This is a genomic window from Dyella psychrodurans (genome assembly GCF_003363265.1).
Classification (GTDB): Bacteria; Pseudomonadota; Gammaproteobacteria; order Xanthomonadales; family Rhodanobacteraceae; genus Dyella_B; species Dyella_B psychrodurans.
The window spans coordinates 438,250-454,422 of the sequence record NZ_QRBF01000002.1 but is presented as its reverse complement, the minus strand read 5'-3'; the positions used below and the strand labels follow the sequence as shown (position 1 = coordinate 454,422).

The window sequence follows — 16,173 nt, the reverse complement described above, 5'->3', positions numbered from 1 at the left end:
CATTGACCAAAGCAGCGCGAGAGTTTCTTAGGACACGAGTTTTTGCAGAGTGGTAAAAGTCTTATCGATATCCGCTTTCGTCGTGCGCCAATTGCAGATGGCGGCACGCAGTATAGGCTGGCCATTCAAGACGGACGGCGATAAATAGGCCGTTCCATCCTGATGCAATTGTTTCTGCAAAGCCGCCGTTGTCGTCTTGTCGGTATTGACGGCGAAGCAGACCACGTTATGGCGAACCGGCGCGGCAAGCTTGAAGCGCGAATCGCTTTCGATTAATTGCCCCAGGTATTGCGCCGCCTCGCAATTGCGATCGACGATGTCGGCGTATCCGTTCCGACCGTAAGCAAGCAAGCTCATCCATATCGGCAGTGCGCGAAAACGGCGCGAATTCTCGGGCGTGAGATGAAGATAGTTGTCTTCGACCACGATCGGCGCAGGAAGATAGGCCGAGTGGTTCTTAAACACTTCAATTTGCAGCGGAAGGTGTGCCGTATAAATCACGGCGCAGTCGTAAGGCACATTCAGCCATTTGTGTGCATCGACGGTTACCGAATCGGCCGCCTCGATGCCCGCCAGCACGCCACGCCTGGATGGGGATGCTGCCACGATGCCGCCGAATGCCGCGTCCACATGCAACCAGAAGGGATAGCGTTGCTTGAGCGCACCTATGGCCACTAGATCGTCGAAATCCACCGTGTTCACGGTACCCGCGCTGGCGATCACGATGCTCGGCTGGTCGCCGCGCTCGATTAAAGCGCGTTCGAGTGCATTGATGTCCAGTGCTTCGCGACCCGGCAACAGGGGTAGCGACTGGATCGTGTTGCGCCCCAAGCCCGCCATGCTCAGTGCTTTGGCGGTGCTGGAATGCGCACTGCCCGCGAAGATGGCAAAAGGCGGTAAACCCAACAAGCCATCAGCTGCTACATCACGACCGTGACGATGACCGATCCACTGCCTGGCCATGGCAACGCCAACGTAGTTGGCCATGGTCGCACCGGTCACGCATGCGCCCGTCCATGCCGCAGGCCAGCCCAACAGCTGACGCAATAGATCGATCGCCTGCCGCTCGATAAGCGTCGTGCCATTTTCGCCATTACGCTGGGCATTTTGGTCATAGGTGCTAACCAGCCAGTCCGCCGCCAGTGCAGCGGGCGTACCGCCACCGGTGACGAAACCGAAATAACGCGGACCGGGACTCCCCGAAAGCAACGGCACATGGTCGCGCTCGAATCGCTGCAAGGTAGCCAGTGCGCCCTCGCCATCAGCCGGCAACGCAATGCTCGCAGACAATTCCGCCGGCAAATGAGCCGCTGCGGGTCGTTGCGGGAGACTCCGCAGATAATCGCCTGCCATGGTGCGCGCTTGATCGAGGATGGCGTCGAATGCCAAAAGATCGTTATGCAGATGATCGTACATGTGAGGCAATCCTAGCCTTCGTATAGATACCCCGGTAACACCGGGGAGCGCTTTACATAAGCAATTTGCGTACCTTGAGCAACGCGGCGATGAACGCATCGACTTCTTCGCGCGTGTTGTAGAACGCAAGGGAAGCGCGCAGCGTGGCGGGAACGCCGTAGAACTGCATCAATGGATGCGCGCAATGGTGGCCGGAGCGAACGGCCACCCCTTCAAGATCAAGCAAGGTGGCCATATCGGTCGCTTGCGCACCTTCGATGAGGAAGGAAATAACCGGCTCTTTTTCCGCGGCTTCGCCAAAAATGCGCAGACCCGGAATCTCACGCAGGCGTTCGGTAGCGTAAGCCAGCAACTCGTGCTCCCACGCACGAATGGCTTCGAAGCCGATCGATTGCGTGTAGTCGATGGCAGCGCCTACACCCGCGAATCCGGCAATGTTCGGCGTGCCCGCTTCGAATTTGTGCGGCGGTTCGGCAAAGGTGGTGCCGTCGAAGCGTACTTCGCGGATCATCTCCCCGCCGCCGAAGAAGGGTGGCATGGCCTGCAGATGTTCCCGCTTCGCCCATAGCGCACCGGTACCAGTGGGCGCCAGCATCTTGTGACCGGTCAGCGCATAGAAGTCGCAGCCAATGGCTTGCACGTCCACGGGACGATGCGGCAAGGCCTGCGAACCATCCACCAGCAACGGGATGCCGCGACGACGGCACTCGCGCGCGATCTCGCGCACCGGATTGACCGTGCCTAGCACATTAGAGACATGCGTGACGCACGCAAGCTTTACTTCCGGCGTCAACAGCTCGAAGTATTTCTCGAGAATCAGCTCGCCGCGCTCGTCGATCGGCGCCGCCTTCACGGTCGCACCGCTGCGCGCGGCCACGAGCTGCCATGGCACGATGTTGGCGTGGTGCTCCATAACGGTAGTGACAATCGCATCGCCGGGCTTCAAGCGCGGCAAGGCGTAGCTGTAAGCCACCAGGTTCATCGACTGAGTGGTGCCGGACGTAAGCACCACGTCATTGCGCGAACCGGCGTTGATGAAACTTGCCAGTTTGTCGCGCGCACTCTCGTACGCAGCCGTAGCCTCTTCACCGAGCTGGTGCACGGCGCGCGCCACGTTCGCGTTGTGCTCGCGGTAATGCCGATCCACCGCCTCGATCACCTGCCGCGGCTTCTGGCTGGTGTTGGCATTGTCGAAATACACCAGCGGCTTGCCGTGGACCGTGCGACTGAGCAACGGAAAATCCGCGCGCACGCGCTGCACGTCGAAATCGAGGGAGGGCTGGCTGGGCTTTGCGTTCATGACGAGTCGATTCAGGGCAGACGCGCGATCACTGCATCGGAGAAGTAATCGCGCAGGGTTTCATTGGGCAGTGATGCAAATACGGCGCGACAGAACGCGGCCGTAAGCAGCGCACGCGCTTCCGTATACGGCAGGCCGCGCGAACGCAGGTAGAACATGGCCCGCTCGTCGAGCTGGCCGACGGTGGCACCGTGCGCCGCCTTCACTTCGTCGGCGTAGATTTCCAGCTCCGGCTTGGTGTCGATTTCGGCCAGCGTGGAAAGCAGGAGGTTCTTGTTGCTAAGGCTGGCATCGCTGCCATCGGCACCTTGGGCGACGACGATCGCACCGCGGAACACGCCGCGCGCGCGCTCGTCGGCGACACCGCGCCAAATCGATTCGGAAGCGGTATTGAGCGCCTGATGGCGAATCGAAAGCTGGGTATCGACATGCTGGCGTCCGCGCAGCACGAATACGCCGCGGGTATCGAATCGCGCCTCATTGCCGCGCAATTCGGCATGGAGGTCGTGGCGAGCCAGTGCACCGCCCAGTTCCAGCGCATACAGCGTGGCATGCGATTTCGCGCCCAGGTGCAGGCTGCTGCGCCGGATCAGCGTGCTGTCGTCGGCGGTGTTCTGAAGCAGCACATGCTGAAGCTGCGCGCCATCGTGCACGGCGATATCGCTGACCAGCGTTCCCAGGTGCTTGTTCTGCGTGGTGGATAGATGGTGTTCCACCAGGTTGAGCTCGGAACCCTCGCCCAGCTCAATCACGTTGCGCGCATGCCAGGCGAGTTCGCTCTGCGCAGGCGCACCCACGAAACAAAGCTGCACGGGCTTGCCGATCCGTGCGCCTGCTGCCACGCGCAACACCACGCCATCGCCGGACAGTGCCGCATTGAGCCGGGCGAACACATCGCTCGTCTCGCGGTAATGGCGGCTGAGCGCAAAGCGCAACGCCTCCGGGTCCTGCTCCAGCACCTGCGAAAGCGGCTGCAACGTAAGACCAACCGGCAGCGCATCGAGCCGGGATAAGTCGGCCCGGAAGACACCATTGACGAACACCAGGCGTGGGCCATCCACACCTGGAAGTACAAGTGCATGCGGATCGACGGCGTGCTTGGCAGCCCCCGCATCGCCGAGCGCAAACCGGCGCTGACCCAGTGCGCGCAGAGCGGTGTACTTCCATGCTTCCGCGCGGGTATCCGGCAAACCTGCCGCGACAAAGGCTTCCAGATTTTCACGCCGCGCCGTATCCAGCCATGCGTGCCCGCTACCGGGCAGACGCAGGCTCGATGCGTCGCGCAATCCCTCGATGAAGGGCAGCGGAGCCGGTGACTGACTCATGCACGCGCCTCGGCAGCCAGTGCCGGATCGCGATCGGCAACCCAGGCGTATCCGTGTTCTTCCAGCTTCAGCGCCAGCGTCTTGTCGCCGCTTTCGACGATGCGGCCGTCGGCCAGCACGTGCACGAAGTCGGGCTCGATGTAGTCGAGCAGGCGCTGATAGTGCGTAATCACGAGGAACGCGCGATCGGGCGAACGCAACGCGTTCACGCCTTGCGCCACTTGCTTGAGTGCATCGATGTCCAGGCCCGAATCGGTTTCGTCGAGAATGGCCAGCTTCGGTTCCAGCACCGCCATCTGGAAAATTTCGTTGCGCTTCTTCTCGCCGCCCGAGAACCCTTCGTTCACGGCACGATGGAGCAGCTCATCGGAAATCTGCATGATCTTCAGCTTCTCGCGAACGAGCTTGAGGAACTGCATGGAATCCAGCTCCGCCTCGCCGCGCTGCTTGCGCTGCGCGTTGAGCGCGGCGCGCAGGAAATAGGTGTTGTTCACACCGGGGATTTCCACCGGATACTGGAAGGCGAGAAATACGCCTGCGGCGGCGCGTTCTTCCGGTTCCAGCGCGAGCAAGTCGCGTCCTTCGAAGATCACGGAACCTTCGGTGACTTCATAACCGTCGCGGCCGGACAGCACGTTGCCCAGGGTCGATTTGCCGGCGCCGTTGGGGCCCATGATGGCGTGCACTTCGCCCGCATTCACGGTGAGCGAGAGGCCCTTGAGGATGTCTTTGCCCTCGACGCGGGCATGCAGGTTTTCGATCTTCAACATGTCAGTTCCTGTTACAGCATCGGCGCCTGCCGAGCTTTCGGCAGCGTTAGGTGGATCAGCTGTTCGCGTTATACGAACCCGCGCATACATCGCCTTCTTCCGTACCCTTGAGCCAGGCACGCAGTTCTTCGGTGCGCTTGCGCGTCATGGCTTCGAGCTCGTTGTCGGCGCACATCGGGTAGACGCTGCCGTAGTGGCTCTTGTCGCTATCGGGAAAGCGCGCGGCAAGCTCCGCATCCCGGAAGGCCAACCACGCTTTTTGCGCGGCCTTGAGCTTGGCGACGAACACGGCGTCCTTGGCGTACTTCTTCAGCACCTGTTGGTAGACCTGGTTGAGCTCCTTGTCCGCCGCATTCAGGCCTTTCATGGCGCAAGCGGTCATATCCGATTGCGACTGCGCACTGTTCATGCAGGCGTCGCTGCTTGGTGCAGGCGCCGCGGTAGCGGCAGATACCGGCGCGGTACCGGCCGTGGCCGTACCGCTTAATGCCAACGCAGAAACGGCCATCCATAACAGCGTGGTGAGTCTCATCCGACCGCCCCTTCCAGTGAGATTTCGAGGAGCTTCTTCGCTTCGACCGCGAACTCCATCGGCAGCTCGCGGAACACCTGCTTGCAGAAACCATCCACGATCATCGACACGGCATCTTCTTCGCCAATGCCGCGCGAACGGCAGTAGAAGAGCTGGTCGTCGGAAATCTTGGATGTAGTGGCTTCGTGCTCGACAATCGCGGTGGGGTTTTTCACTTCCATGTACGGGAAGGTGTGCGCACCGCACTTCTTGCCGATCAGCAGCGAATCGCACTGCGTGTAGTTGCGCGCGCCTTCGGCACCCTTCTCCACCTTCACCAGGCCGCGATAGCTGTTGGAGCTGCGACCCGCACTGATGCCCTTGGACACGATCTTGGATTTGGTGCCCTTGCCGATGTGGATCATCTTGGTGCCGGTGTCGGCCTGCTGGCGATGGTGGGTCAGCGCCACCGAGTAGAACTCGCCCACCGAGCGATCGCCGCGCAGCACGCAGCTCGGATACTTCCACGTGATCGCGGAACCCGTTTCCACCTGCGTCCAGGAAATCTTGGAATCGTCGCCGCGGCAATCGCCGCGCTTGGTGACGAAGTTGTAGATGCCGCCGCGGCCTTCCTCGTCGCCCGGATACCAGTTCTGCACCGTCGAATACTTGATCTGCGCTTTTTCAAGCGCGACGAGTTCCACCACGGCCGCGTGCAACTGGTTCTCGTCGCGCATCGGCGCGGTGCAGCCTTCGAGGTAAGAGACGTACGCACCATCTTCCGCGATGATCAGCGTGCGCTCGAACTGGCCGGTGTGGCCGGCGTTGATGCGGAAGTAGGTGGACAGCTCCATCGGGCAACGCACGCCCTTGGGGATGAACACGAACGAACCATCGGAGAACACGGCCGAGTTGAGCGCGGCGAAATAGTTGTCGCCTGTCGGCACCACGCTGCCGAGGTATTTCTGCACCAGTTCGGGATATTCGCGAATCGCTTCGCTCATCGAGCAGAAGATCACGCCCACTTCAGCCAGTTCCTTGCGGAACGTGGTGCCCACCGATACGGAGTCGAACACGGCATCGACGGCCACGCCGGCCAGCTTGGCGCGTTCGTGCAACGGCACGCCGAGCTTGTCGTAGGCTTCCAGCAGTTTCGGGTCGACTTCATCGAGCGACTTCGGACGATTCTTCGGCGAGGCGTAGTAGCTGATCGCCTGGAAATCGATGGGTGCGATATTGAGCTTGGCCCAGTGCGGCGTCGGCATGGTCAGCCAATGGCGATAAGCCTTCAGGCGCCACTCGGTCATCCATTCCGGCTCGCCCTTCAGCGCCGACAGCTTGCGCACGATGTCTTCCGAGAGACCCGGCGGCAGACTGTCGGTTTCGATATCGGTGACGAAACCGGCTTCGTAGCGACGGCCGAGCGCCGCGGCGACTTCGACGTTGTCGCGCAGCACGGCGGGGCTATCGTTTTCGATGGTCATGATGCAGTCCTGCCTTTCAATTCGGGAAGCGCGACGGTGGCGACGGGCGCGTGCGCGGCGGGGCGCAACATGTCGGCCAGGCTCATCGAGCGCAATGCGTTATCCAAGACGTTGTTGATGCTTTGCCAGCTTCCGCGCACGCCGCACTGCTTTTCGCGTTCGCAGTGGCCGTCGCTCAAGCTGCATTCGGTCATGCCGAGCGGACCTTCCATCGCCTCGACGATCTCGGCCACGCTGATCTCGTTCGCCGGACGCGCCAGGCGATAGCCGCCATTCACGCCGCGAAACGAATCCACCAGACCGGCATGCCCCAGCAACTTGAGCAACTTGCTGACCGTGGGCAGTTCCAGATGCGTTTCTTCGGCGATGTCGGCCGTACTGAGGACGGCATCGGGGTGCGCGGCGATGCAGGTCATCACCACGGTGGCGTAATCGGTCAATCGGCTGACACGGAACATGGGGAGGCACCGCGTTAATCCAGACTAAAATGGTACAGATTGGACGCCGGACGGTCAATCTAACCGGCTATCCCGCAGCATGTTTCTTGCACCATCCTGGAACATTGCATGCACCAAGTTGATCGCTTTGCGCCGACCCGCGAAGCCTCGTCCCCATCACAAATGGCTTAGTGGCGCGCCCTGCCCGTTCCAGATCATCGCTGGCACGCATTCTGCTGTACCGCAGCAAAGCCGTCCCATGGGGAGCAACTGTGCATGAAGTGGATTACCGCGATCATCAAGCCCTTTACGCTGGACGACGTCCGCGAGGCACTCGGCGAGGCCGGGGTGCAGGGCATGACCGTCACCGAGGTCAAAGGCTTCGGCCGCCAGCGCGGGCATACCGAGCTCTACCGGGGTTCCGAGTACGTCGTCGACTTCCTGCCCAAGCTGAAGATCGAAATTGCGGTGGCCGATGAACACGCCGACATCGCCATCGAAGCCATCACGAAAGCCGCCCGCACCGGCAAGGTCGGTGACGGCAAGATCTTCGTGAATGACCTGGAGCAGGTCATCCGCATCCGCACGCAGGAGGTGGACGCCGATGCGCTTTGATGGGGGGATGGGGATTCGCACGATCATTGCGCGGCGAACTGTGGCGCAGCTCGCCGCCGCAGTGCTTTGTCTTGGCTTTGCATGGCCCGCCTTTGCGCAGGCCACGCCCGCGCCAATGCTCAACAGCGGCGACACCGCCTGGATGATCGTGGCCAGCGCATTTGTGCTGATGATGACGATACCTGGCGTCGCGCTGTTTTACGGCGGCATGGTGCGTTCCAAGAACCTGCTGTCGGTGATGATGCAGTGTCTGGCGATCACCTCGCTGGTGACGGTGCTGTGGATGGTGTACGGCTACTCCATGGCCTTCAGCACGGAAGGCATGCATGCCGGCGCCACCAACTGGCACTCGATCATCGGCGGTTTCGATCGCGTGATGCTCGCCGGACTTACACCGGGCTCGCTATACCAGACGGTGCCGGAAAGCGTGTACGTGATGTTCCAGCTGACCTTCGCGATCATCACGCCGGCGCTGATCATCGGTGCGTTCGCCGAGCGTATGAAGTTCAGCGCGATGCTCGTCTTCAGCGGACTGTGGCTGACCTTCGTCTACCTGCCGATCGCGCACATGGTGTGGAGCGGCCCGGGCTCGCTGCTGGGCGATCTTGGCGTGCTCGACTTTGCCGGCGGCACGGTGGTGCATATCAACGCGGGCATCGCCGGGCTGGTCGCGTGCCTGGTGATCGGCAAGCGCCGCGGCTATCCGCACACGCACATGCCGCCCCACAACCTGGGCTACACCGTGATCGGCGCGAGCATGCTGTGGCTGGGCTGGTTCGGCTTCAACGCCGGATCGGCCGTGGCCGCGAACGGCAGCGCCGGCATGGCGATGCTGGTGACCCAGATCGCCACCGCCGCCGCGACGATCGGCTGGGTCACCGTCGAATGGATCGTGCACAAGCGCGCGAGCGTGCTAGGCGCCGCCTCGGGCGCCGTGGCAGGACTGGTCGCCATCACTCCGGCGGCAGGAACGGCGGGGCCTGGTGGCGCGTTGATCATCGGCTTCGCCGCCGGCGCCGTCTGCTTCTTCACGGCTACGCGCCTCAAGCACAAGCTGGGCTACGACGATACGCTCGACGTCTTCGGCGTGCATGCCATCGCCGGCATCATCGGCGCGCTGCTCACCGGCCCTTTCGCGGCGCCGAAGCTGGGCGGTTTCGGCACCGTGGTCGCGCCCCTCGCGCAGCTGTGGATTCAGGCCAAGGGTGTGGGCTTCACCATCGTGTGGAGCGCCCTGCTGAGCTGGGGCATCCTGAAACTGGTGGACCTGGTCATCGGCTTGCGCGTGGGCCCCGAACAAGAACAGGTCGGCCTCGATATCGCCGAGCACGAAGAACGCGCGTACAACCTCTCTTGACGACATTGGCTCCCTCCCCTGCTTGCAGGGGAGGGTTGGGGAGGGGTTGCACGCGCTTGCCGCAACCTTGAAAGGCTTCACCCCACCCCAGCCCTCCCCTTCTGCACGTAGGGGAGGGAGTAACGGACATAGCCATGCGTTTCGCCCGCCTAGGCTCTAAGCTTTCCGTGTTTAAGCAACGAATCCTCACATGGAAAGCAATCCTGATCGCGCCACCGCCCGCCTCGCCTGGACACGCTCAGCCCTTCGCAATCCCGCGTTGACGCTGGAACCGGCCTCCGCCGATGCAAGCTTCCGCAGCTACTGGCGAACGCACCACGACGGTCGCAGCTGGATCGTGATGGACTCGCCGCCCGCGCAGGAAGATCCACGCCCGTGGCTGGCCATCGGCGAGCGCTTGTCCGCAGCGGACCTGCACGTCCCCGCCGTGTACGACACGGATCTGGAGCAAGGTTTCCTGCTTATCGAGGACCTTGGTTCACGCCTGTACTTGCCGGCCTTGAATGACGCCAATGCCGACGCGCTTTATGGCGATGCGATGGATGCTTTGCTGCGCATCCAGACCCGGATGGATTACGCAGACCTGCCGCCTTTCGACCAGGGCGTCGTAATGCGCGGACTGGACGTGATGCCAGAGTGGTTTCTCGACCGGCATCTTGGCCACACACCCGATCACAACGAACAGAAAGTACTGAGCGCGGCCTTCGACATCGTGCTCGCGAACATGATGGAACAACCGCGCTGCTTCGTGCATCGCGATTTCCACAGCCGCAATCTGCTGATCGTCGACGACAACAATCCGGGCATCATCGATTTTCAGGGCGCGCTCGCCGGACCCATCGCCTACGATCTGGCGTCACTGCTGCGCGATGCCTACATCGCATGGCCGCGCGATCGCGTCGAAGCATGGGTGGAGTCGTATCGGCTGCGACTCAAGGATGCGCGGATCATCGACGAAGACATCGGCCCGCAGCGTTTCCTGCGCTGGTTCGATCTCACCGGCATGCATCGCCACATCCGCGTACTCGGCCAGTTCTATCGGCTCTGGTATCGCGATGGCAAACCCGGCTATCTCGCCGATGTGCCGCGTGTCTACCATTACATCGTTTCCGTCGCACGGAGTTATCCGGAACTGTGCGATCTCGTGGCATTGCTCGAACGTCATGCACGGGATCGCGATCTGACGCGGGTCGCCAACGCATGAGACATGCCTTGATTTTCGCAGCGGGCCTGGGCGAGCGCATGCGCCCACTCACCCATCACACACCCAAGCCGCTGTTATCTGTACGCGGCAAGCCGCTGATTGTGTGGCATCTGGAAAAGCTGGCGGCCATGGGCGTGCACTACGTCGTGATCAACACGTCGCACTTGGCCGATCAATTTCCCGATGCGTTGGGCGACGGATCGCACTGGGGCTTGCGCATCCGCTATGCGTACGAGGGTCCGGTTCCGCTGGAAACCGGTGGCGGCATGCTCAACGCGCTCCCGCTGCTGGGACCGGAACCTTTCATTGTCGTCAGCGGAGATATCTGGACCGATGCGGACTTCAACACGCTGCCGTCCGAACCCAAGGGCCTTGCGCACTTGTTGCTGGTGGACAATCCACCGCATCACCCGGCTGGCGACTTCGCCCTCGACGATCGCGGATGGCTGGAAAGCCATGGCAACCCGCAACTGACTTATAGCGGCATCGGCGTCTTCCGCCGCGAATTGCTGGACGACTGGAAGTCAGTGACTGTCAACAGCGAAGCGGACGAGGCCAAACCGCCGCGCTTCAAAATCAGGCCGCTACTGGATAAGGCCATCGAACGCGGAAAAATCAGCGGCCAGCGACACGCCGGCATCTGGACAGACGTGGGCACACCCGAGCGCTTTGCGTCCCTGCAAAACGACTAAATCCAGCGCGTTGTGCTCGACGCTCCTGCTTATGGCGCACCCGACGAAACAGACGTAATCGTTGCGACCGGTGGCAGCGTACCCGGCGTTGCCGCGGGCGAGGGCGACGCCGCTGCGGAAGTGTTCGGCGATGTCGGCGGCACGCTGACCCCCTCCTCCTGCGACATCGCCGCATCCTGCGCCTGCTTGGTCATCATGATGATGCTGATGCGACGGTTGATCGGATCGCTGGGAACGACTTTGTCGAACGGCACCGAATCGGCAAGACCGACCACGCGCGCAATCTTCTCGGAAACCAGGCCGCCGCCCAACAAGGCGCGACGCGCGGCATTGGCGCGATCGGCCGACAACTCCCAGTTGCTGTATCCGGCCTCGCCCAGGTACTGCGCGTCGTCGGTGTGACCAGAAATGCTGATCTTGTTGGGCGCCTGGTTAATGAAACTGGCCAGCTCGTGCAGAATCGCCACCGTGTAAGGCTTCAACATGGCGCTTCCCGTATCGAACATCGGACGGTTCTGCTTGTCCACGATCTGGATGCGCAGGCCTTCGGGCGTGATGTCGAGCAACAGTTGATCCTTGAAGGGCTCCAGCGCCTGGCTTTTTTCGATGGCGGCGTGCAACTGCTGCATCAGGTTTTCAAGTCGCTGCTTTTCCTGCTCGCGCGCCTGCTTTTCCACCTCATCGGGCGCGGCCGATCGCGATGCGCGACGGTCTTTGCCGGGGCCATGAGGCATATCCATCGCGCCGCCCAGCTTGATCGCACTGTCGCTGGCACCGCCGGGACCGACCTTGCCGGGTGGCGCCATGGGCGCGTTGCCGGGCGTCATGCTCGGATTCTTGAAGTACTCCGCGATGGCCGCGCGTTGCTGTTTCGTGCCGACACCAATCAGCCACATCACCAGAAAGAACGCCATCATCGCCGTCACGAAGTCGGCATAGGCCACCTTCCACGCACCGCCATGATGGCCGTGACGCTTGCGGCGTGCACGGCGAACGACGATCAGTTGCTCGCCGTCCTGCTCGCTCACGCCGACGCTCCGGCACGCGCGCCCTTGAGATGCTCTTCGAAATCCTGGAAGTTCGGTCGTGTTTGCGGCGACAGTGTCTTGCGCGCGAATTCCACCGACACCTTCGGGTTATAACCTCGCAGGCTCGCCAACAAGGCGACCTTCACGCACTCGAACGCCCGGCCGTCTTCCTGCACGCGATTTTCCATCGCCGCGCCGAGCGGACCGACGAAGCCATAGCAAAGCAGGATGCCGAGAAAGGTGCCCACCAGCGCACCCGCAATGTGTTCGCCGATCTGCGACGTATCGCCGCCGAGCTGCGACATGGTGGTTACGATACCGAGCACGGCCGCCACGATGCCAAAGCCAGGCAATGCATCGGCCAGCTTCATCACTGCCAGTGCCGGTGCCTCGGCTTCCTGCTGATGCGTTTCCAGTTCCACTTCCAGCAACTGCTCGAGCTCGTGCGGATTCATGTTGCCGCCTACGATCAGGCGCAGGCAATCGGTGATGAATTCAATCAGGTCGTGTTCCTTGACCAGGCGCGGATAGGCACTGAAAAGAGAACTCGCCTGCGGATCTTCGATGTGCGACTCCAGCCCCAGCAACCCCTGTTTGCGAATCACGCCGAAGATGTCGTAGAGCAATGCAAGCAGGTCGACGTAATCCTGCCTCCGGTATTTGGGCCCCTTCAACAGGGCCGCGATATTGCGCAGCGCTTCCTTCACGATCTTGGCTGGATTGGCCGAGAGAAAAGCGCCTATCGCACCGCCGCCGATGATCATCAGCTCACTGGGTTGCCATAACGCAAGGATGTGCCCGTGCGAGAGCAGATAACCGCCCAGCACACAGGACAACACGAGCACCGATCCGACCAGGACAAGCATGTGGACTCCATTCAGGACACCATGTCTCTCACCGCTTATCGACCGCCGTTCGATAAAGTTAAGGCTGAGCGGCAATGATGTGCGGAAATACGGGAGCCGCTCGCTTTCCGTGCAGGCAAGTGACACGCAGCGTCACATTCGGCATGCAAAAACGTGCAACCGCTTTGTCACACGCGCAAAACAAAACGGCCCGGATAACCGGGCCGTTGAGGTGAAGCTGCCTATCGCCAGCCATCAGGGGCGACGTGCCAGCTCCGGGTTTTCGCGAGTGACCGGCATCAGGTCCTTCTTCGACACGCCCAGCCACAGCAGGATCGGGCTGGCGACGAAGATCGAAGACAAGGTACCGACCAGAATGCCGATCAGCATCGTCACCGCAAAGCCGTGCACCGTCGGACCACCGAACAAATACAGCGCGGCCATCGCGATGCTGGTGAACAACGAGGTGATGATGGTTCGCGACAGCGTGCTGTTGATGGAACGGTTGAGGACTTCTTCCGGATCGGCCTTGCGCGAGGAACGGAACAATTCGCGGATACGGTCGAACACCACCACCTTGTCGTTGATCGAATAACCGATCACCGCCAACACCGATGCCAGCACGGTGAGGTCGAACTCGCGCTGCACCAGCGAAATGACACCAAGCGTCACGAGCACGTCGTGCACCTCGGTCGCCAGCGCGGCGATGGCGAAGCGACGCTCGAAGCGGATCCACAGGTAGATACCGATACCGATGATCACGAAGATCGCCGCGGTAACACCGTCGCTGCGCAACTGCTCGCCCACCTGCGGGCCGACGTAGTTGCGGCCGGCGATCTTGGCATCCTGGCGCGAGGCCTGCAGCGCCTTGGAGACGTCGCCGGCGATCAGATCCAGATTGGGCGACTTGCCTTCCTGCAAGGTGTAATGCTTGTCGTCCTTGGGCTGGAAGCGGATCGAAACCTGGCGGGTACCGCCCACGCTCTGCACGATGGCGTTATCGATACCGCCCTTGTCGAGCGCGGCGCGCACGTCTTCCACCATGATCGGCTGATCGTAGGTCACGTCGATGCTGACGCCGCCGGTGAAGTCCAGACCGTAGTTCAGACTGCGCGTGGCGAGCAGCCCGATCGACACGAGCATCAGCAGCACCGCGATGCCGACCGTGAACTTGCGGATACGGAGGAAGTGGATATTGCTGTTGTGATTGAAAATTTCCATGTTATCCCCCGATTACACCGACAGCGTCTTGAGCTTGCGGCCGCCGTGAATCAGCGCGGTGATGGCGTGCGTAACCGTGACCGAGGTGAACATCGAGGTCAGGATACCGATCAGCAGCGTGACGCCGAAGCCCTTGATCGGGCCGGAACCCATCGTGGTCAACGCCAGCGCGGCGATAAGGTGGGTGACGTTGGCGTCGAGAATCGTCGCCCATGCTTTCTCGTAACCGGCGCGAATCGATGCCAGCGGCGTGGAGCCGTTGCGCAGTTCTTCACGCACGCGTTCGCAGATCAGCACGTTGGCGTCGATCGCCATGCCCAGCGTCAGCACGATACCGGCGATGCCCGGCATGGTGAGGGTCACGCCGATCATCGACATCACCGCCACCAGGATCACCAGGTTGAAGAACAGTGCGACGTCCGCCACCAGGCCGAAGAGCTTGTAGTAGATCGCCGCAGCCACCAGCACCAGGCCGAGACCGAGCAACACGGCCTTCAGGCCTTTGTCGATGTTGTCCTGGCCCAGGCTGGGACCGATCACGCCTTCGGACACGATATCCATCGAGGCCGCCAGCGAACCGCCTTTCAGCATCAGCGCCAGCTCGGAAGCCGACTTCGAACTCTCAAGGCCGGTGGTCTGGAATTTGTTGCTGAAAACGCCCTGGATGGTGGCGTAGTTGATCACGGTGTACGTGGTCTTGGGCGTGCGCACTTCCTGGCCGTTCACCATCTTGGTGTCGGTCGTGCGCTCGATGTAGACCACCGCCATCGGCTTGCCGACGTTGTCGCGCGTGAAGTCGAGCATCTTCGCGGCGCCGGAGGAATTCAGCGTCACGCTGACCATCGGCGAACCGGTCTGCTGATCGTTGCCCGATGCGGCGTCGACCAGCTCATCGCCGGTGGCGATGGGCGTCTTGCTGACCAGGTAAGGCTCGCCGCGCGTGCCGTAATAGAGATGGGCGTCAGGCGGGATGTTGCCGGTTTTCGCGGCTTCCTGCACTGCCGGATCGCGGCCGTCGCCAAGACCGGCCACATATTCCAGCGTCGCCGTGGCACCGATCACTTTCTTCGCTTCGGCAGGGTCCTGCACGCCGGCAAGCTCGACGGTGATGTGATCTTCACCCTGCCGCTGGATCACCGGCTCGGACACGCCGAGCGCATTGATGCGGTTGCTCAAGGTGGCAAGGTTCTGACTGATCGCAGCGATGGCCAGATCTTGCAGCTTGTTCGGCTTGATCACCGCGTTGAGGATGTAACGATCGCCCGTGTTGGTACCGTCGGTAACATTCAGATCGGTGTACTCGGTGGCGATGGCATCGCTGGCAGCCGAACGATCGGCCGCGGAATTGAGCACGATGATCACGCCCTGGCCGCGGGTCGCATTGCGGGCGACCGAGACGAACGAAATCTTCTTGTCTTTCAGCAGCGCGGCGATGTCCTGCGTGTAGCGCGTTTCCTGCTTATCAATGACGTCGTTCTGATCGACCGCCATCAGGAAGCGCACACCGCCCTGCAAATCCAGGCCCAGCGGCATGGAGCGGCCGCCGATGGCACTGAGCCACGTCGGCACGGTCGACTGCAGGTTGTAGGCGACGGTGTAATCGTCACCCAGCAGCGGCCTCAGCGTATCGGCCGCGCTTTTCTGCTGGTCGCCGTTGGTGAAGCCGACCAGCACGTAATCGCCGCGGCTCTTGTCGTGCTTGATGCTCTCTTCCTGGTACGGGATCTTGGCGGCCTGGAGTGCCGACGCGATCTTCTGCTGCAAGGCCTGATCGACCGGCGCAGTGTGGCTCGCCGACACCTGCACCGCCGGCTTCGCCAGGTACAGGTTGGGCAACGCATACAGAGTGCCGATCACCAGCACTATGGCGACCAGGTAGTATCTCCAGCGTGGAAAATCACTCATGCCTTGCATCCGTAATAACCGCAGCGTCTGGCCGCGGAGTAGCGTGAATTAATCGAGGGAAAC

The 16,173-nt window shown here is 61.8% G+C and carries 15 protein-coding genes; 4 read left to right on the top strand and 11 right to left on the bottom strand.

The window, feature by feature from the left end; translation table 11 throughout:
- Positions 1-27: 27 nt before the first annotated feature.
- The 7 genes from DWU99_RS08205 to DWU99_RS08175 are packed head-to-tail and all read right to left on the bottom strand — an operon-like array spanning position 28 to position 7,264.
- Positions 28-1,416, bottom strand: coding sequence for a pyridoxal phosphate-dependent decarboxylase family protein (locus DWU99_RS08205; RefSeq protein WP_115477520.1), 1,389 nt, complete (start codon positions 1,414-1,416; stop codon positions 28-30).
- Positions 1,417-1,468: 52 nt separating this feature from the next.
- Positions 1,469-2,716 carry a cysteine desulfurase gene (locus tag DWU99_RS08200; RefSeq protein WP_115477519.1) on the bottom strand — a complete coding sequence of 416 codons (1,248 nt, stop codon included), beginning with the start codon at positions 2,714-2,716 and terminating at the stop codon, positions 1,469-1,471.
- A gap of 11 nt (positions 2,717-2,727) precedes the next feature.
- Positions 2,728-4,041 (bottom strand): Fe-S cluster assembly protein SufD, encoded by a 1,314-nt coding sequence (gene sufD / locus DWU99_RS08195; protein WP_115477518.1) that lies wholly within the window; start codon positions 4,039-4,041, stop codon positions 2,728-2,730.
- Positions 4,038-4,811, bottom strand: a complete 774-nt coding sequence (gene sufC / locus DWU99_RS08190; RefSeq protein ID WP_115477517.1) for a Fe-S cluster assembly ATPase SufC — start codon at positions 4,809-4,811, stop codon at positions 4,038-4,040. Before sufC ends, sufD begins: the two co-directional genes overlap by 4 nt.
- A gap of 55 nt (positions 4,812-4,866) precedes the next feature.
- Positions 4,867-5,343 carry a lysozyme inhibitor LprI family protein gene (locus DWU99_RS08185; RefSeq protein ID WP_115477516.1) on the bottom strand — a complete coding sequence of 159 codons (477 nt, stop codon included), beginning with the start codon at positions 5,341-5,343 and terminating at the stop codon, positions 4,867-4,869.
- The gene (gene sufB, locus DWU99_RS08180) at positions 5,340-6,806 is read right to left on the bottom strand and encodes a Fe-S cluster assembly protein SufB (protein ID WP_115477515.1); all 1,467 of its coding nucleotides are present in this window, start codon (positions 6,804-6,806) and stop codon (positions 5,340-5,342) included. The genes DWU99_RS08185 and sufB overlap by 4 nt, the downstream gene beginning before the upstream one ends.
- Positions 6,803-7,264, bottom strand: coding sequence for an SUF system Fe-S cluster assembly regulator (locus tag DWU99_RS08175; protein WP_115477514.1), 462 nt, complete (start codon positions 7,262-7,264; stop codon positions 6,803-6,805). Before DWU99_RS08175 ends, sufB begins: the two co-directional genes overlap by 4 nt.
- Positions 7,265-7,519: 255 nt before the next feature.
- Here DWU99_RS08175 and DWU99_RS08170 point away from each other — a divergent pair, with 255 nt between their 5' ends.
- From DWU99_RS08170 to murU, 4 genes are all read left to right on the top strand, one after another.
- Positions 7,520-7,858 (top strand): P-II family nitrogen regulator, encoded by a 339-nt coding sequence (locus DWU99_RS08170; RefSeq protein ID WP_115477513.1) that lies wholly within the window; start codon positions 7,520-7,522, stop codon positions 7,856-7,858.
- A 7-nt stretch (positions 7,859-7,865) separates the two neighbouring features.
- Positions 7,866-9,215 (top strand): ammonium transporter, encoded by a 1,350-nt coding sequence (locus DWU99_RS08165; protein ID WP_115477512.1) that lies wholly within the window; start codon positions 7,866-7,868, stop codon positions 9,213-9,215.
- 190 nt (positions 9,216-9,405) lie between these two features.
- On the top strand, positions 9,406-10,419 hold the full coding sequence (locus DWU99_RS08160; protein ID WP_115477511.1) for an aminoglycoside phosphotransferase family protein: 1,014 nt from the start codon (positions 9,406-9,408) through the stop codon (positions 10,417-10,419).
- A complete protein-coding gene (gene murU / locus DWU99_RS08155) occupies positions 10,416-11,111 on the top strand; it encodes an N-acetylmuramate alpha-1-phosphate uridylyltransferase MurU (RefSeq protein ID WP_115477510.1) in 696 nt (231 codons plus the stop codon). Before DWU99_RS08160 ends, murU begins: the two co-directional genes overlap by 4 nt.
- Before the next feature lie 29 nt (positions 11,112-11,140).
- On the opposite strand, the gene motB is transcribed toward murU, so the two are convergent.
- The 4 genes from motB to secD form a co-directional block, all read right to left on the bottom strand.
- Positions 11,141-12,139 carry a flagellar motor protein MotB gene (gene motB / locus DWU99_RS08150; protein WP_115477509.1) on the bottom strand — a complete coding sequence of 333 codons (999 nt, stop codon included), beginning with the start codon at positions 12,137-12,139 and terminating at the stop codon, positions 11,141-11,143.
- A complete protein-coding gene (motA, locus tag DWU99_RS08145) occupies positions 12,136-13,005 on the bottom strand; it encodes a flagellar motor stator protein MotA (RefSeq protein WP_115477508.1) in 870 nt (289 codons plus the stop codon). Before motA ends, motB begins: the two co-directional genes overlap by 4 nt.
- A gap of 234 nt (positions 13,006-13,239) precedes the next feature.
- Positions 13,240-14,205 carry a protein translocase subunit SecF gene (gene secF, locus DWU99_RS08140; protein WP_115477507.1) on the bottom strand — a complete coding sequence of 322 codons (966 nt, stop codon included), beginning with the start codon at positions 14,203-14,205 and terminating at the stop codon, positions 13,240-13,242.
- A gap of 12 nt (positions 14,206-14,217) precedes the next feature.
- Positions 14,218-16,110: a protein translocase subunit SecD gene (gene secD, locus DWU99_RS08135; RefSeq protein WP_115477506.1), complete on the bottom strand. Its 1,893-nt coding sequence runs from the start codon at positions 16,108-16,110 to the stop codon at positions 14,218-14,220.
- Positions 16,111-16,173: the final 63 nt, after the last annotated feature.